Genomic DNA, 17187 nt, shown 5'->3' on the forward strand with positions numbered 1-17187 from the left:
GGCTGTCGCTCAGGTAACAAATGAAGCACAGGTATTAGCATCTGGTACCGATAGCAGTAGCGACACCGGAAGCGCCAGCACCACTGGCGGCACAGGCGGCACCGGGACCGCAGACAGCACCGGCGGTACCGGCACCACCACCGCCAGCGATACCGGCACCACCACCGGCGACACCGGGGCCTCCACTACCGGCGGCACGGGCACCAGCACCACCGGCAGCGCCGGCACCACCACTACCGGCGGCACGGGCACCAGCACCACCGGCAGCACAGGCACCACCACTACCGGCGGCACGGGCACCAGCACCACCGGCAGCACCGGCACCACCACTACCGGCGGTACGGGCACCAGCACCACCGGCAGCACAGGCACCACCACCGGCGGCACAGGAACCACCACCACCGGCAGCACGGGCACCAGCACCACCGGCGGCACAGGCACCACCACCGGCGACACCGGGGCCTCCACTACCGGCGGCACGGGCACCAGCACCACCGGCAGCACCGGCACCACCACCACCGGCAGCACCGGCACCAGCACTACCGGCAGCACCGGCACCACCACTACCGGCGGTACGGGCACCAGCACCACCGGCGGTACGGGCACCACCACCACCACCGGCGATACCGGGGCCTCCACTACTGGCGGTACAGGCACCAGCACCACCGGCGGTACAGGCACCAGCACCACCGGCGGCACGGGCACCAGCACCACCGGCAGCACCGGCACCACCACTACCGGCGGCACGGGCACCAGCACCACCGGCGGCACAGGAACCAGCACCACCGGCGGCACGGGCACCACCAATACCGGCGGCACGGGCACCACCAATACCGGCGGCACGGGCACCACCACCACCGGCGATACCGGGGCCTCCACTACTGGCGGTACGGGCGCCAGCACCACCGGCGGTACAGGCACCAGCACCACCGGCGGTACGGGCACCAGCACCACCGGCAGCACCGGCACCACCACTACCGGCGGCACGGGCACCACCACTACCGGCGGCACGGGCACCAGCACCACCGGCGGCACAGGAACCAGCACCACCGGCGATACCGGGGCCTCCACTACTGGCGGTACGGGCGCCAGCACCACCGGCGGTACAGGCACCAGCACCACCGGCGGCACAGGCACCACCACTACTGGCGGCACAGGAACCACCGCCACCGGCGGCACGGGCACCACCACCACCGGTGGCACCGGAACCACCACCACCGGCGGCACGGGCACCAGCACCACCGGCGGTACGGGCACTACCACCACCACCGGCGATACCGGGGCCTCCACTACTGGCGGTACCGGCACCAGCACCACCGGCGGTACTGGCAACACCACTACAGGCGGCACAGGAACCAGCACCACCGGCGGCACGGGCGCCAGCACCACCGGCGGCACAGGCACCACGACCACCGGCAGCACAGGCACCACCACTACCGGCGGCACCGGCACCAGCACCACCGGCGGCACAGGCACCACCTCTAGCGGCTGCAGTGGCACCAGCACTACCGGCTGCACAGGCACGACCACCACCGGCGGCACGGGCACCAGCACCACCGGCGGCACAGGCACCACCGGCGGCACCGGCACCACCGCAACAGGCGGTACCGGCACCACCACAACCGGCGGCACAGGAACCACCACCACCGGCGGCACGGGCACCACCACTACTGGCGGTACCGGCACCACCACCACTGGCGGCACGGGCACCAGCACCACCGGCGGTACAGGAACCACCACCACAGGCGGCACGGGCAGCACCACTACTGGCGGCACCAGCACCACCACTACTGGCGGCACAGGAACCACCACTACCGGCGGTACGGGCGGGACCACCACCGGCAGTAGCGGCACCACCACTACCGGCGGCACGAGCACCACCACCACCGGCGGCACCGGCACCACCACTACTGGCGGTACCGGCACCACCACCACTGGCGGCACAGGAACCACCACCACCAGCGGTACCGGCACCACTACCACCGGCGGCACTGGCACGACTACCAGCAGCGGTACCGGAACTACCACCAACGGCGGCTCCGGCACAACGGGTACAGCGAGCACGGCGGGCACAGCGGGCAGCACCGGCACCACCGCCAAAACTGGAACCACGGGCAGCACCGGCAATACCGGCACAACGGGTAGCAACGGAGCAGCTGGAACAACGGCAGGAGCCGCAAAGTCTGCAGCTACATCGCCTACGGCACCTGCGGCCCCTGCAGCCCCTGCAGTAGCGACTCCTGCGGCAGCAGCGCCCGTACCCGCAGCGCCCGCTCCTGTCGTCCGTCCCTCACCCATCACGATCGCCGCCACTGCTGCAGCACCAGTTGCACCGGTGCTGGGCCAACAGATCCAGGCGCCGTCCACCAAGGATATGGCTGAGGTTGCCGCTACGATCGCCCGGTTGCCGGATGCTGCCAGCGTGCAACGCGCCGCCAGCCAGACCTTGCCCAGCAATGTCGGCTCCGGTGCCATTCGTGGCTCCATGGCGTCGGTGAATCGCGTCATCGCAGCCCGCGCCGAGATCGGCAGCGTCGGCGGCGCAGGTGTCGGCAGCGGGGTGTCGTCGGGTGAGACTGGCAGTGATCGCCAGGTCTGGCTCATGCCCTTCGAGTCGCGCACCAACCAGGGTGACCGCAACGGTGAATCCGGCTTCAGCGCCAGTACCTGGGGCATGGCGACCGGTGCCGAGATGGGCCTGGGCAACGGACGCATCGGCCTTTCTTACGCCTATGCCAGCACCAAGGCCAACGGCAATACCGCCCTCACCGGTACCGGCAGCCGCAGCCGTCTCGAGTCCAACGTGGTGGCCCTCTACGGTACTGCCCCGCTGGGCGAGCTATCGCTGACCTGGCAGGCGGATCTGGGTCGCAACGGCAACCGGCTGTCGCGCGAGATGCGGTTCGGTAGCCTGCACCGCACTGCCACCAGCCGCTTCCACAGCTGGGATGCGCATCTGGGGACCAGCGCTTCATTCACTCTGCCCTTGACTGAAGTGATGAGTCTGGTGCCTTCCCTGCAGATCGACTACACCCGTCTGCAGAGCCCGTCCTACACCGAGAGGGGAGCCGGGGACCTGAACCTGTCGGTACAGGGCAAGAGCAGCGAAGCGCTGTTGCTCGGCACCGGTGCGCGGCTGAACTACGTGCTGACGCCGTCGTCGCAGATCAGCGGCCACATGGGGGTCAGTTACGATGTCATCAACGGCCGTGACGAACTGGTGGCCACCTATGCGGGTGCACCGGGCCAGGCCTTCACCACGCCAGGACCGTCGCACTCGCCGTGGCTGTTGAAGGCGGGTGTGAGCTATGGCTTCAAGCTGCCGAAGATGACGGACATCGCTTTGCGCTACGATGCCGAAGGCCGCAGCGGCTTTATCAACCAGTCGGCGTCGGTCAAGGCGCGCTGGCGCTTCTGATCCGTCCGTGGATGCGCTGACACGCTGAAACCCTGAAGTCCCCATGCGGCCGCTCTCGTAGCGGCCGCATGGCGTTTACGGGTCGTTGAGCGGCGCCGGGGAGAGGATGTTCGTTGGCCGGGCTACAGGTGGCAGGCGCTCACAGATCCTTGCTCAGCTCGGCCACCAGGTAGTCCAGGAAGATTTCCACACTGCGCGGCAGGGTCCGGCCGGCGAGCGTCTGCACCTCGACGAAGCGCCCATCGGCAGGACAGTCGCGGATGGGGCGCATGGTCAGTTCCCCGCGCGCGATGCGGTAGCGCACGGTGACGTCGCCGGTGATGGAGAGCGCATCGTTGTCCAGCACGTAGTTGTGCAGGGCCTGGATGTAGTTGCTGGTCATCACCGGTTCGATGGCCACCTGTTGCCGGCTGCAGGCGATGTCGAAGAGCTGGCGCAGCGTCGTGGTGGGGTCGGGCAGGGCCATCGGGTAAGGCTTCAGCTGCCCCAGCGAGAGATGACGGAAACGCGCCAGTGGATGGTCGTTGCGCATCACCAGGCCGATCGGTCCCGGCTGCCGGTGCACCACCTTGATTTCCGGCTCGGGCAGGCGCGCAAAGGTCAGCCCGATGTCCGCATTGCCCTCGCGCACCTGGCGCGAGACCACGGCCGGCGCGCCCACGAACAACTGGAACACGAAGCCCGGATACTTCTTCTGGAAGGCGTTGATCACGCGCGGCAGGAAGTCGATGGCGAACCCCTCCGAGGCCGACAGCCGGACCCGCCCGCTGCGCAAGCCCTTCAGGGCTTGCAGGTCGGCCACCACGCGGTCGGCCTCCAGCGCCATCTTGCGCGCATGCGCGGCCAGCATCTCACCGCCGGCCGAGAGCACCATGCCGCGTGGCCGCCGTTCGAACAGCACCGTGTCCAGGATTTCCTCCAGGCTGCTGATCTGTCGGCTGATGGCCGAGCTGGCCACGTTGAGCCGTTGCGACGCCTCGCTGATGGAGCCGCAGCGAACGACTTCCAGGAAGTAACGCAGGGCGGTGTCTTGCAGATGCTGCGATTTCATCATTGACCTCGTTGGATGCGGTCAGCTCGGATCAATCCCGATTCCTGACCAATGCTGACCTTCTTTTCGCGCCGGCTTGCAGCAAGGGAGACTGCTTTATTTGGTGCGCGCCTCACGCCTTTGGTGCAAGGCCTTCGTCCTTCGTCCGCACGCCGATGCTGCACCTGCGCCAAGGGCCCCGGCCCAGTAGCGATGCGGCTTTGGCAGGGGTGTGTACATTGTGGTGCACAAATTATGCGTTGCTGGTTTGCGAACGCAGGCATAGAAATTTGATGATTGTGGCATCGATAAATCCTAGCCTAGTATGCCCTTCGACGTCGCTGTTTTTTCACAATTCTCTTATTCGAATGAAGGGGCTGGAATGAACGCACTACAGAAATCCATGCTGGGCTGGTCACGATGTGCAGTGTTGGTGGCGGGCGCCATGACGGCCTTTGCGGCCCATGCCAACAAGGCCAACGACACCCTGGTCTATGCCTCCGACAGCGAAGTCGAAAACATCAGCCAGTATCACAACAACATGCGTGAAGGCGTGATCCTGGCCCACCTGATCTGGGACACGCTGGTCTATCGCGATCCCAAGACCAACGAATACAAGCCGCAACTGGCCACCGCCTGGAAGTGGGAGTCGCCCACGGCCCTGGTGCTGGACCTGCGCCAGGGCGTGCAATTCCAGAACGGTGACAAGTTCGGCGCCGATGATGTGGTGTTCACCTTCAACTATGCGGTCTCGCCCGAATCCAAGGCCGTCACGCGCCAGAACACCGACTGGATCAAGAGCGTCGACAAGCTGGGCGACTACAAGGTGCGCATCAACCTGAAGGGACCGTTCCCGGCAGCGCTGGAATACCTGGCCGGTCCGCTGCCGATCTATCCCGCCGCCTATTTCAAGAAGGTCGGCCTGGAAGGCTTTTCCAAGGCGCCCATCGGCACCGGCCCCTACAAGGTCACCAGTGTCACTCCGGGGCAGGGCGTGACCCCGGTCAAGAACACCAATTATTTCAAGGACAGTCCGCAGGGCCAGCCTTCGATCGGCAACATCAAGTTCGTGGTGATCCCCGATCCGGAAACCCGCGCCGCCCAACTGATGACCGGCGCCATCGACTGGATCTGGCGCGTGCCGCCGGACCAGGCCGATTCGCTCAAGACCAATCCCAAGCTGGCGGTGCAGAGCGGTGAGACCATGCGGGTCGGTTTCATCACCCTCGACACCACCGGTACCTCGGCCCCCAATTCGCCGTTCAAGGATGTGCGCGTGCGCCAGGCGGTCAACCATGCGATCAATCGCAAGGGCTATGCCGAGAACCTGATGCGCGGCGGCAGCCAGCCGGTCTATACCGCCTGCTTCCGCACCCAGTTCGGTTGCGACAGCAATGCCGCCATCAAGTTTGACTACAACCCCACCAAGGCCAAGGAACTGCTGGCCGCGGCCGGCTACCCGAACGGCTTCGATACCGACATCTATGCCTATCGCGAACGCGAAGTGGCCGAGGCCATCATCGGTGACCTGCGCAAGGTCGGCATCCGCGCCCGCCTGCACTACATGAAGTTTGCCGCCCTGCAGACCGAGTACCGCAGCGGCAAGACGCCAATGAGCTTCTACTCCTGGGGCTCGTTCTCGATGAACGATACCTCGGCCTTCGCCGGTGTCTACTTCAAGGGCGGCGCCGATGACATCACCAAGGACCCGCAACTGCAGCAGTACCTGCAGACGGCCGATACCTCGATCGATCCGGCGGTGCGCAAGGCCAACTACACCAAGGCCCAGGAACTGATTTCCAAGCAGGCCTACGTGGCGCCGATGTTCTCCTATTCGACCTTCTACGCCTACAACGCCCAGCTCAATTTCCAGGGTTACCCGGATGAGCTGCCGCGCTTCTACGAGACTTCCTGGAAGTAAGTCTGGCAGTCGTCCAGGTTACCGTTCGTCCTGAGCGCCTTATACGGCCCCTGGGGCCTGTTCAGTCCGAACGGTAGGTGATGGGTGTTGGATGAATCACGCAATAATCTTCAATGAAGGGTCGCCATGTTGATCTACATCCTGCGCCGCCTGGCCATCGCCCTGTGCGTGGCGCTGACGGTATCCGTCGTCAGTTTTTCCCTGCTGCACATGTCGGGTGACCTGGCGGTCTCCATCGCCGGGCCGGAGGCCACCGCCGCCCAGGTCGAATCGGTACGCACCCAGTTCGGTCTGGACCGTCCGCTCACCACGCAATATGCGGACTGGCTCGGTCGTGCGGTGCAGCTGGACTTCGGCAAGTCCTTCTACTTCCAGGGACAGGTCATGGAGATGATCGCCGAACGCCTGCCGATCACCTTCAAGCTGGGTGGCAGTGCCTTGCTGCTGGCCATTCTCACCGCCATCCCGCTGGGCGTGCTGGCGGCCATCTATCGCGATACCTGGCTGGACCGCGTGGCGCTGATGATTGCCGTGGTCGGGCAGGCCATGCCCAGCTTCTGGTTCGGGCTGACACTGATCCTGATCTTCGCCGTCACGCTGCACTGGCTGCCGGTGGCCGGCAACGAGAGCTGGCAGCACTTCGTCCTGCCGGCGGTGGCGCTGGGTTACTACGCCATGCCGGCCATGATGCGCCTGACGCGCTCGGGCATGCTGGAGGTGCTGGGTTCGGACTACATCCGCACCGCCCGCGCCAAGGGCCTGTCCAAGTCGCGGGTGGTGTTCAAGCATGCGTTGCGCAATGCGGTCATCCCGGTGGTGGCATTGGCGGCGGTAGAACTGGGCTTCATGCTGGGCGGCTCGGTGGTGATCGAGTCGGTCTATTCCATGCAGGGCCTGGGCCAGCTGGCCTGGGACGCCATCTCCCGCAATGACTATCCGGTGGTGCAGGCCGTGGTGCTGATCATCGCCATGTTCTACATCGGCCTGACCTTCCTGGCTGATGTCATCAATGCGCTGCTCGATCCGCGCATCCGTACCCGTTGAGCCCATGGGAGCCGACATGACCGCCACTTCCAGTACCACCGTCACCATGCCTTCCACGCCATCCACCTCGTCCACGCCCCTGCTGCAGGCGGCATTGCCGCCGCTGCCGGCCTGGCGCCGCAAGCTGCGTCGCCTGCTCGGTCATCGTGGCCTGATGCTGGGTACCGCCATCCTGGCCGTGATCGTGCTGGCGGCGATCTTCGCGCCCCTGCTGGCGCCGCACGATCCCTTCGACCAGGATGTGACGGCGCGCCTGATCCCGCCGGTATGGCAGGCCCAGGGTAGCTGGGAACACATCCTCGGTACCGACAAGCTGGGCCGCGACTATCTCTCGCGCCTGATCTACGGCGCCCGCGTGTCGCTGACCATCGGCATCGCCGCCGCCCTGATCTCGGGCCTGATCGGCACCACCCTGGGGGTGCTGGCCGGTTACTTCGGCGGTCGTACCGATGCCTTCATCAGCTACCTCATCACCACCCGTCTGGCCATGCCGGTGGTGTTGGTGGCGCTGGCGATGGCCTCGCTGGTGGGCGGTTCGCTGAAGGTGGTGATCCTGCTGCTGGGGCTGCTGCTGTGGGACCGTTTCGCCGTGGTCACGCGCTCGGCCACGCAGCAACTGCGGGACGCCGAATTCATCGCCGCCGCCAAGGCCATCGGCGCCTCCACGCCCTACATCCTGCTGCGCGAAATCCTGCCCAACATCATGGGCGCGCTGATCGTGGTGGTCACCCTGGAAATGGCCCACGCCATCCTGCTGGAGGCCACGCTGTCCTTCCTCGGCCTGGGTGTGCAACCACCGACGCCGTCCTGGGGCCTGATGGTGGCCGAGGGCAAGACCTACATGTTCTTCAAGCCGTGGGTGATCGTCATCCCAGGCGTGGCGCTGGCACTGCTGGTGCTGGCCATCAACCTGGTCGGCGATGGCATGCGCGATGTCAACGCGCCCGACGGCCGTAACTGAACCCCACCGGGAGCACACCATGAGCGTATTGCTGGACGTGAAGAATCTGAAGGTGGACCTGCCCACCGAGCGCGGTACGCTGCACGCCGTGCGCGGCATCGATTTCCAGGTGCGCCGGAGCGAGATGCTGTGCCTGGTCGGCGAATCGGGCTGTGGCAAGTCCATGACCTCGCTGGCCCTGATGGGGCTGCTGCCGCGCAAGGCGCAGTGCAGCGCCGACCACATCCGCTTCGATGGCATGGACCTCAACGGCATGAGCGAGAAGCAGTTGCGGCAGTTGCGCGGCAAGCGCATGTCCATGATCTTCCAGGAGCCGATGACCTCGCTGAACCCCGCCTACACGCTGGGTAACCAGCTCTGCGAGGCCATGCTGCAGCAGCCCGGCGTCACCCGCGCCGAGGCCCGCGAGCGCGCCCTGTACCTGTTGCATCGCACCGGCATCACCAATGCCGAGGACCGGTTGCGCCAGTACCCGCACCAGCTCTCCGGCGGCCTGCGGCAGCGGGTGATGATCGCCATGTCGCTGATGTGCAATCCCGATCTGATCATCGCCGATGAGCCGACCACGGCGCTGGATGTGACCATCCAGGCGCAGATCCTGCGCATGATCCGCGAGCTGCAGCAGGAGTTCGGCACGGCCGTCATCTTCATCACCCACGACCTGGGCGTGGTCTCGCGCATCGCTGACCGGGTGGCGGTGATGTATGCCGGTCAGGTGGTGGAGACCACCGATGTCGGCTCGCTGTTTGCGCAGCCGCGTCATCCCTACACGCGGGGTCTGCTCAATTGCATCCCGGTGCGCGGCAAGACGCCGCCGGGCAGCCGCCTGCAGGCCATTCCCGGCGTGGTGCCCAGCCTGGTCGGTCAGGTCAGTGGCTGCGCCTTCCGCAATCGCTGCGCGCTGGCCGACAGCGTCTGTGAGACCGATCCGCCCATGGTGCAGCAGGGCAGTGCGGCTGCACCGCACGCGGCGCGCTGTCACAAGCTCGATGTTCCCGTTTCACTCGCGTCCGCCATGGAGGTGGCAGCATGAATGACCATCGTCCCCTGCCGTCGGCCCCGCTGGGCGACATCGCTCTGGAGCTGTGCGCGCTGTCCAAGGTCTATCCTATGAAACGCGGTCTGTTCCAGCCGCCAGGCCAACTGAAAGCGGTCAACGATGTGTCGCTACGGCTGTATCGCGGCGAGACCCTGGGCCTGGTCGGTGAATCCGGCTGCGGCAAGAGCACCCTGGCCAAGATGCTGCTGGGCCTGCTGGCACCGACCTCGGGCAATGTGCTCATCAACGGCCAGGAAGTCGATCCGACCCAGCGCAAGGAACATGCGCGCCATATCCAGCCGATCTTCCAGGACCCGTATTCCTCGCTCAACCCGCGCAAGACCGTGGGCGAGATCGTCGGCCTGCCGCTCAAGCTGCACGGCATCGGCACGGCCGCCGACCGCGCCCGCCAGGTCAAGGACATCCTCGACCTGGTCGGCATGCCCGAGCGCACCCATGCCCAGTATCCGAACCAGCTCTCCGGTGGTCAGCGCCAGCGCGTGGCGATCGCCCGCGCCCTGATCCTGCGGCCCGACATCCTCATCTGCGACGAGCCGACCTCGGCCCTGGATGTGTCGGTACAGGCGCAGATCCTGAACCTGTTGCTGGACCTGAAGGCCGAGTTCGGTCTCACCTATCTCTTCATCAGCCATGACCTGGGCGTGGTGGAGCATCTGGTGGACCGGGTGGCGGTGATGAACCAGGGCTGCATCGTCGAACTGCAGAGCCGCGAGCAGATCTTCAGCGATCCGCAACATCCCTACACCCGCATGCTGCTGGCCTCCGCGCTTACGCCCGAACCAGGACTCGGCATCCCGGCCCTGGCTGCGGCGGCGTGAGGACGTATCCCCCGAATCACAACCATCACAACCATCACAACCATCACAGCGATCACAGCGATCACAACCACACCTACAGAGGAGCAGCAGCATGAGCAGAGCACAAGCCATCGCCGGCGTGGAAGCCTACTTCGACGACGGCCGTTTCATGGACACGCTCAAGCGCCGCGTGGCCATCCGCACCGAGAGCCAGGAACCGGCGAGCCGTCCCATCCTGTACGACTACCTGCAGCAGGAGATCACGCCCTATCTGCAGTCGCTGGGCTTTGGCTGCGAGATCATCGACAACCCGCTGCCCGGCGGCAGCCCCTTCCTGATCGCCGAGCGCATGGAAGAGGGCGCCGCCTTCACCCTGCTGACCTACGGTCATGGCGACGTGGTGCGCGGTTACGACAAGCAGTGGCGCAACGGCCTGTCGCCGTGGGAGATCGTGGTCGAGGGTGAGCGCTGGTATGGGCGCGGCATCGCCGACAACAAGGCCCAGCACACCATCAACTTCGCCGCGCTGGAAGAGGTCATGAAGGTGCGTGGCGGCAAGCTGGGCTACAACGTCAAGCTGATCCTGGAAATGGGCGAGGAAACCGGCTCCCCCGGACTGAACGCGGTCTGCCAGCAATATGCCGAGCGCCTGAAGGCTGACCTCTTCATCGCCTCCGACGGGCCGCGTGTGAATGCACCCACGCCGACCATGTTCCTGGGCTCGCGCGGCGGCTGCAACTTCGACCTGAAGTGCCATTTGCGTGATGGCGGCCACCACTCCGGCAACTGGGGCGGATTGTTGCGCAACCCCGGTGTGCGGCTGGCCAATGCGATTGCCTGCCTGGTCGACGAGCACGGCTGCATCCGCGTGCCGGCGCTGTTGCCGGATTCGCTGCCGCCCAGCGTGCGCAAGGCCCTGGCTGATGTGAAGCTGGGTGGTGGACCGACCGACCCCGAGATCGACGAAGACTGGGGCGAGCCCGACCTGACCCCGGCCGAGCGCGTGTTCGGCTGGAATACGCTGGAAGTGCTGGCCTTCAAGACCGGCAATCCCGAGGCGCCGGTCAATGCCATCCCCGGCCAGGCCAGCGCGCATTGCCAGATCCGCTTCGTGGTCGGCAGCGACGATGCGCACTTCATCGAGCACATCCGCGCCCATCTGGACGAGCATGGCTATGACGACATCGAGGTCACGCTCTCGGGCGTGCAGTTCGCCGCCACCCGGCTCGACCCGGACGACGAATGGGTGCGCTGGGGCCTGGCCTCGATGCAGGAGACCAGTGGCAAGCAGCCCACGCTCCTGCCCAACCTGGGCGGCTCGCTGCCCAATGACGTGTTCTCCGAAACCCTGGGCCTGCCGACCCTGTGGGTGCCGCACTCCTATCCGGCCTGCTCACAGCACGCGCCCAACGAGCATATACTGGCCAGCGTGTCGCGCGAGTCGCTGCAACTGATGGCGGGTCTGTTCTGGGACCTGGCCGAGCAGGGCCGGCAAGTGCTGGCGCGACGCGCCCCATCACCGGAGAAGACATGAATCACCCCCACCCGCACAAGCTGTGCGAGGTCGCCGACCTGCACGACCTCCACGACGAAATCACCGGCCTGCGCCGCCATATCCACCAGCATCCCGAGCTGTCTTTCCAGGAAGTCGATACCGCCGCACTGGTGGCCGAGCGCCTGCAGGAATGGGGCTATGCCGTGACCCGCCATATCGGTGGCAACGGCCTGGTGGCCACCCTGCGCGCAGGCAGCAGCACGCGCAGCATCGGCCTGCGGGCCGACATGGATGCCCTGCCGATCCAGGAAGAGACCGGTCTGGACTGGGCCAGCATCAAGCCCGGCGCCATGCATGCCTGCGGCCATGACGGCCACACCGCCATGCTGCTGGGCGCGGCCAAACACCTGGCGCGTACCCGCCATTTCGACGGCACCCTGAACCTGATCTTCCAGCCGGCGGAAGAAGCCGGCTTCGACAGCGGCGCGCAGAAGATGCTGGCCGACGGTCTGTTCGAACGTTTCCCCTGCGACGCCGTGTTTGGTATCCACAATCATCCGGGCGTGGAGACCGGCACCTTCATGTTCCGCAGCGGCCCCTTCATGGCGGCCTGCGATACGGTCAAGATCCGCATCACCGGCCGGGGCAGCCACGCGGCCCGCCCACACCTGTCGGTCGATCCCGTGGTGGCCGCGGCCAGCCTGGTGATGGCCTTGCAGACCGTCGTCTCGCGCAATGTCGATCCGATGGAAACTGCCGTGGTCACGGTGGGCAGCCTGCATGCGGGCAAGGCATCCAACGTGATTCCCGAATTTGCCACCATGGAGCTGAGCGTGCGCTCCTTCAAGCCGGAAGTGCGCGAGCTGCTGGAGCAACGCATCCGCGCCCTGGTCAGCACCCACGCCGAGAGCTATGGCGCGCAGGCCAGCATCGAGTATCTGCGCGGCTATCCGGTGCTGGTCAACAGCGAGGCCGAGACCGACTTCGCCCGCAGCGTGGCCGAGGAACTGGTGGGGCCGGAGAAGGTGATCGCCCCCTTCGGACCGATTGCCGGCAGCGAAGACTTCGCCTACTTCCTGCAGCAGCGGCCAGGCTGCTTCCTGCGCGTGGGCAATGGCCAGGGCAAGCCCATGCTGCACAATGCCGGCTACGATTTCAACGACGACAACATCCCCGTCGGCGCGGCCTACTGGACCCGGCTGGTGGAGCGCTGGATGCCGGTCAAGCCGGGCTGATGCCACATTGGTGGCACGTTGATGGCGGGCGCTGCTCTGCGGCGCATATTCCGGCAGTGCATAAGCGCATGACGAATGCTTCGTTGCCGCCGCCACGGCGCGCCGTTACAGTGAGTGCGTCTCCTCAGACGTCCTGGACTTGGACAATTCGAGCCTGAACCCGCCACGCGCAAGCCTGGCGGGTTTCTTTTTTGCATGTTTCCCCGAAGCACCTGTCGTTGTCACGACGAGGATTCGCGCGGGAACGTAACTCCGTCGTGACTGCCACGTGATCGCCGCTGCCCCTGCGAGATCCCTCTCGCGACCCGCCAGCCCAGTGCCCGCCTGCTGTTGAGCTGGATCAGGCGGTGTGGCGGGGTCAGGAATTCCCCGATGTTCGACGCCCGGCCGGATGACTACCATGGGAACCAATGAAACGCGGTCTGTGCTTTTGATTCCCGGCATCACAGTGGAGTCGCGATTGGCACGCAAGACCTCGCCGAAGTATCTTGCCAGGAGCCAGTCATGCACTTCATCACCGAATCCGTACCGGGTGAAATCACCCTGATGTTCATCAGTTACCTGGTGTTCTGCACCGTGTTGATGTACCTCTTCGTGAGGACCGACCGCGAGTGGGGCAGCCTGGAAGTATCGCTCGATGAACTGGCCGAGAACCGTCTGCCGCTGGCCAACGCCATGCGCTACGCGGCCGTGGAACGGGATGAACGCTCGATGTTCAACAATGGTCTGACCCGGCCTTCGTTGCAGCATTGCGCCCAGTATCACGATGTGGATTGCACCTGCTTCATGCCGGAGCAGAAGAAGTCTGACTGAATACCTGAGGGGAATCTGGAGGGGAGCGGTAAAGAGGGGAAGTGGCAGGTGGGGGAGTAGTGGAGCAGTAAAGCAGTAAAGCAGTGAAGCAGTAGCGTTGCAGGTTCTAGGGGTAGTGCCTGCAACAAGGTGATACGGCAATACGGCAGTATCGGCAGTTTCCGCAGTAGCAGTGAGCAGCAGGCAGCAGCGAGCATGAGCCAAGGTTGTAACGCGGTTGCAGTTGTCGTAGCAGTTGCAGTGGTCGGTGTCGTCGCAGTCGCAGTTGTTGTAGCAGTTGCAGTGGCAGTAGTAGTAGCAGTAGTAGTACGGCAGTAGCAGCAAATATCTCTTGAGGGTGGAACGGCAAGTCGTGCAGCCGCTTTTGTTCCAAAGCGCGCGTCACGCGACGCAGACGTGCAGTGCGGCGTTTGCGTGAAGCGGCCTAGCGGCTTGCCCGTTCTTTTCCATGAGAAAATAGCGCCCATGCAAAGCTCATCCTCCTCCGCGCAGTCCCTGCGCCCATTGATTCCCCTGGCCGATTACCAACGCATCTTCCGCGTCATCCATTCCGTGCTGCACAGCGTGGAAGCCGATATCCCGGCCGCCAGTTTCTTCTTCAGCGTCACTGCGGCGCAGATCCTCAAGAAGTTCTACAAGCGCAATGCCTTTCCGGTCGCCGGTGCCGCCTTCTATCTGATCCGCGAGGACGGTGGCGGTGCCTTGTCCTTCGGCACGCTGGCCGACGACGGCCAGAGCGTGGCCAGTACCCACGATGCGTTCCACGCCTGGGTGCAGTGCGACGGCTATGCCATCGACTTCATGGCGCCGCTGTTCCAGGAACTGCTGGTGTCGGCCGGCCATCCGCTGCCGGTGCCGCGCCAGATGTTCCAGAAGGACCTCGGGCGCATGCGCGAGAGCGTGCAAGGGCTGGCGCAAGCCGGTGACTTCCACCTGGCCCCCAATCTGGAACTCACGCGCGAACTGCTGCAGCAGTTCATGGCCAAGAAAGCCCTGACCAATCTGTCGCAACTCTGTCTGGAATGGTTCCGCAAGCCGCCCAAGGCGATGCCGGACGATCTGGCCCTGCAGGGCGCCGATGGCGAAGTCTCGCGCATCAAGCTGCAAGCCACGCGTATCGACGGCGTCTGGTAAGGTGCATCGTTGCTTTTTACGGGGACGGCAATGAGGCGAATGCCTCCGAGGGGAGGGTGTGCTGGACAGGCGTCCAACACACCGTACGATCATGCATATCGGTTGCATGTACCGCACTAGGGTTCCTATATTAGGTCGCTGATGTGACGGCTTGATGACAGTGCTTCTTTCTCTCCACCTCGTTCCCACTCCGCGCGTTCCGCCTTTTCCTTCACATTTCTTCCACTGTCATTGCACGGTCATACGGGCTGGCTAGACTGCCGCCTGTCTCCTCTGTACCTGTGCAGATGTTTTGCCTGCGATGCGAGCGCATCGCAGGCTTTTTTCTGCCGGGCAGCCGGATTCCCTTGCTTCAAGCTTCACGCCCATGCCGGACAGTGGCGTCGTAACCCGGCAGTACGCACACGTGTTGGAAGCCGCGGTCCTCCCTTCCCGCCGGGCGCTAGCCTGACGGTGCGCGGCGCGGGGTGCGTCGACCCCTCTTTGGCCGGTTTTGCTGGCGCCCCTGGCCCGTGGCCTCCCTGCCTGATCCTTCCCGCTGCCCACCGCTTGCACTCCCGCTGTTTTCCCTTTGCTTTCAGATACTTGCCTCGCTTGCTAAGCGCTTGTCCACAGGCTTGCCACCAAAACATGTGGATATCCGTCCGGCGCCGGCCAGGTGGTCGATACTGATTTTATTGTGGTCGAAACAAGAAAATCCTTTTGAATCAATGTGTTAAGGCGCTTGTCCAGCCCTTGTCCACAGGCTTGCCACCAAAATGCGGGGATATCTCGCCAAAACCCAGGCCCCATCTGGCCTGGCGCTCGATGCCTGTTCGCTGCCACGGACTGCGTCGAACATGAAAAATCCTTGTAAATCAGGGACTTGATCGTGTTGCCAAGGCATTGTCCACAGGCTTGCTCCCAAAAAATGTGGATATCCGCCAAAGACCGGTGACAAGCAGCGTCCCGATCCTGGGAATGTGCCTCCGGGAGAGGATTCTGGTCCGTTTCCAGGCCTTTGCCGAGCTTTGTTGCATCAACGAAAAGTTGTTTGAAATCAATCGCTTGAATGGCTTGTCAAGACCTTCTCCACAGGCTTGCCACCAGAAAATGTGGACAGCCGCGTGCCGCGCGGCAGGCAAGTGGTCGACAGGCAGCTGCTCATTTTTTGCCACTACCTGCGCCGCCGGGCAAAAGCGCTTTGGAATCAATGGCTTGTCTGGCTTGCCCAGCGTTTCTCCACAGGCTTGCTCCCAAAAAATGTGGATATCCGTCACGGTGGGGCAGCAGCGATGCGTTGGGAAATCCGGGCAGGGTGTTTGCGCATTGCTTGCGCGGTGCGAAGGCGTGGAAAGAAAAGGCTTTGTAATCAAGGGCTTGGGAGGCTTGTCAAAGCCTTGTCCACAAGCTTGCCCCCGGAAAGTGTGGATAAGGGCCTGCCTGGCGCAGGCCCTGACGGGGAAGAGGAGAAGCTGGGGATAAACCCCTCGGGGTAGGGAAAGTGATCAGCCCTTGTCCGGAGCCGTATAGGGTTCGACGCTGACCGCCTTCATGCTGTAGCTGGAGGCGCCCATGGAGGAGTCGGAGCGCTCCACCTTGATCACCCCGCTGATCCAGACGGCATCCATGGTGCGCACGTTCTTGACGGCCTTGGCGCTGCGCACGTGGATGATCTGGTTGGCAGGCGGCGGCGGGACATGGATACAGGCGCCGAAGTAGGGCACCAGCAGGAATTCCTTGAGCGCCTCGCCTTCGCGGTCCAGCGAGACCACGAAGCCGGGCAGCCGCACCGGCTTGCCTTCCATGGAGGCATCCACCGGGGCGTCCTTCCAGTATTTCTTGGCCTTCCACAAGGCCGCGTCGGCGCGTGGATCGTCGTCGGTCAATTGGTCCAGCTTCAGGCCCTTGAACGGCGCCATCGGGTCCCAGTCCTTGGGGATCAGCGCTTCCCAGGCGATTTCCTGGTAACCGTTGACCAGCTTGCCCGAGGCCTGGTAAGGCTGGTCGGTGACGGCGGGGCTCTGCTTGAGCTGTTCGCCGACCTGGTATTGGCCGCTGCTGGCATCCGCCACGCCGCTGACGGTGCTACCGGCGGCGGCACGGGCCGTGACCGCCGGTACCGCGCCGGCCAGCGGGCCGCCTGCGCTGCCGTGGTTGTTGGCGTTGGCGGCAGGCGCCGTTGTCGGCGCAGCTGCCTGGGCGTCGGCATGGCCCAGCAGGCGCACGCCGGTACCGACCAGCAGGCCGGCGGCGACGATGCCGCCTATCCAGTAAAGAGTCTTCATCGTGATGCGTCC

13 protein-coding genes are annotated in these 17187 nt (G+C 64.7%); 10 read left to right on the forward strand and 3 right to left on the reverse strand.

The window, feature by feature from the left end; translation table 11 throughout:
- Positions 1-9: 9 nt before the first annotated feature.
- Positions 10-2031, reverse strand: coding sequence for a hypothetical protein (locus tag ACEOAC_RS09180; protein WP_413628802.1), 2022 nt, complete (start codon positions 2029-2031; stop codon positions 10-12).
- Positions 2032-2335: 304 nt separating this feature from the next.
- Here ACEOAC_RS09180 and ACEOAC_RS09185 point away from each other — a divergent pair, with 304 nt between their 5' ends.
- Entirely contained in the window at positions 2336-3418 is a 1083-nt protein-coding gene (locus ACEOAC_RS09185; protein ID WP_413444354.1) for an autotransporter domain-containing protein, read from the forward strand.
- 139 nt (positions 3419-3557) lie between these two features.
- Here ACEOAC_RS09185 and ACEOAC_RS09190 read toward each other — a convergent pair whose 3' ends face one another.
- Positions 3558-4469, reverse strand: a complete 912-nt coding sequence (locus tag ACEOAC_RS09190; protein ID WP_006464243.1) for a LysR family transcriptional regulator — start codon at positions 4467-4469, stop codon at positions 3558-3560.
- Positions 4470-4830: 361 nt separating this feature from the next.
- Between ACEOAC_RS09190 and ACEOAC_RS09195 the strand changes: the two genes are divergently transcribed.
- The 9 genes from ACEOAC_RS09195 to ACEOAC_RS09235 all read left to right on the forward strand — a co-directional run bounded on the left by ACEOAC_RS09195 (position 4831) and on the right by ACEOAC_RS09235 (position 14908).
- On the forward strand, positions 4831-6369 hold the full coding sequence (locus tag ACEOAC_RS09195) for an ABC transporter substrate-binding protein (RefSeq protein WP_413444353.1): 1539 nt from the start codon (positions 4831-4833) through the stop codon (positions 6367-6369).
- A gap of 126 nt (positions 6370-6495) precedes the next feature.
- Positions 6496-7413: an ABC transporter permease gene (locus ACEOAC_RS09200; protein WP_006464245.1), complete on the forward strand. Its 918-nt coding sequence runs from the start codon at positions 6496-6498 to the stop codon at positions 7411-7413.
- 16 nt (positions 7414-7429) lie between these two features.
- A complete protein-coding gene (locus ACEOAC_RS09205) occupies positions 7430-8374 on the forward strand; it encodes an ABC transporter permease (protein ID WP_233207626.1) in 945 nt (314 codons plus the stop codon).
- A 19-nt stretch (positions 8375-8393) separates the two neighbouring features.
- Positions 8394-9407, forward strand: a complete 1014-nt coding sequence (locus ACEOAC_RS09210; protein ID WP_413444352.1) for an ABC transporter ATP-binding protein — start codon at positions 8394-8396, stop codon at positions 9405-9407.
- Positions 9404-10252, forward strand: coding sequence for an ATP-binding cassette domain-containing protein (locus tag ACEOAC_RS09215; protein WP_413444351.1), 849 nt, complete (start codon positions 9404-9406; stop codon positions 10250-10252). The genes ACEOAC_RS09210 and ACEOAC_RS09215 overlap by 4 nt, the downstream gene beginning before the upstream one ends.
- Before the next feature lie 91 nt (positions 10253-10343).
- A complete protein-coding gene (locus tag ACEOAC_RS09220; RefSeq protein ID WP_413444350.1) occupies positions 10344-11765 on the forward strand; it encodes a M20 family metallopeptidase in 1422 nt (473 codons plus the stop codon).
- Positions 11762-12961: a M20 aminoacylase family protein gene (locus ACEOAC_RS09225; protein ID WP_413444349.1), complete on the forward strand. Its 1200-nt coding sequence runs from the start codon at positions 11762-11764 to the stop codon at positions 12959-12961. Before ACEOAC_RS09220 ends, ACEOAC_RS09225 begins: the two co-directional genes overlap by 4 nt.
- A gap of 504 nt (positions 12962-13465) precedes the next feature.
- Positions 13466-13774 carry a hypothetical protein gene (locus tag ACEOAC_RS09230; protein ID WP_006464251.1) on the forward strand — a complete coding sequence of 103 codons (309 nt, stop codon included), beginning with the start codon at positions 13466-13468 and terminating at the stop codon, positions 13772-13774.
- A 465-nt stretch (positions 13775-14239) separates the two neighbouring features.
- Complete coding sequence (locus tag ACEOAC_RS09235; RefSeq protein WP_006464252.1) at positions 14240-14908, forward strand: DUF2026 family protein; 669 nt, start codon at positions 14240-14242, stop codon at positions 14906-14908.
- A gap of 1487 nt (positions 14909-16395) precedes the next feature.
- On the opposite strand, the gene ACEOAC_RS09240 is transcribed toward ACEOAC_RS09235, so the two are convergent.
- A complete protein-coding gene (locus tag ACEOAC_RS09240; RefSeq protein WP_413628803.1) occupies positions 16396-17175 on the reverse strand; it encodes a DUF3299 domain-containing protein in 780 nt (259 codons plus the stop codon).
- Positions 17176-17187: the final 12 nt, after the last annotated feature.

Origin of the sequence: Herbaspirillum frisingense (assembly GCF_047325095.1) — a bacterium.
Classification (GTDB): domain Bacteria; phylum Pseudomonadota; class Gammaproteobacteria; order Burkholderiales; family Burkholderiaceae_D; genus Herbaspirillum; species Herbaspirillum frisingense.

Excerpts from the sequence above, each read along its gene's own strand:
- ACEOAC_RS09240 (WP_413628803.1), bottom strand. The coding sequence starts at position 17,175 with ATGAAGACTCTTTACTGGATAGGCGGCATCGTCGCCGCCGGCCTGCTG.
- ACEOAC_RS09230 (WP_006464251.1), top strand. The coding sequence starts at position 13,466 with ATGCACTTCATCACCGAATCCGTACCGGGTGAAATCACCCTGATGTTC.
- ACEOAC_RS09235 (WP_006464252.1), top strand. The coding sequence starts at position 14,240 with ATGCAAAGCTCATCCTCCTCCGCGCAGTCCCTGCGCCCATTGATTCCC.
- ACEOAC_RS09220 (WP_413444350.1), top strand. The coding sequence starts at position 10,344 with ATGAGCAGAGCACAAGCCATCGCCGGCGTGGAAGCCTACTTCGACGAC.
- ACEOAC_RS09190 (WP_006464243.1), bottom strand. The coding sequence starts at position 4,469 with ATGAAATCGCAGCATCTGCAAGACACCGCCCTGCGTTACTTCCTGGAA.
- ACEOAC_RS09210 (WP_413444352.1), top strand. The coding sequence starts at position 8,394 with ATGAGCGTATTGCTGGACGTGAAGAATCTGAAGGTGGACCTGCCCACC.
- ACEOAC_RS09225 (WP_413444349.1), top strand. The coding sequence starts at position 11,762 with ATGAATCACCCCCACCCGCACAAGCTGTGCGAGGTCGCCGACCTGCAC.
- ACEOAC_RS09215 (WP_413444351.1), top strand. The coding sequence starts at position 9,404 with ATGAATGACCATCGTCCCCTGCCGTCGGCCCCGCTGGGCGACATCGCT.
- ACEOAC_RS09200 (WP_006464245.1), top strand. The coding sequence starts at position 6,496 with ATGTTGATCTACATCCTGCGCCGCCTGGCCATCGCCCTGTGCGTGGCG.
- ACEOAC_RS09195 (WP_413444353.1), top strand. The coding sequence starts at position 4,831 with ATGAACGCACTACAGAAATCCATGCTGGGCTGGTCACGATGTGCAGTG.
- ACEOAC_RS09205 (WP_233207626.1), top strand. The coding sequence starts at position 7,430 with ATGACCGCCACTTCCAGTACCACCGTCACCATGCCTTCCACGCCATCC.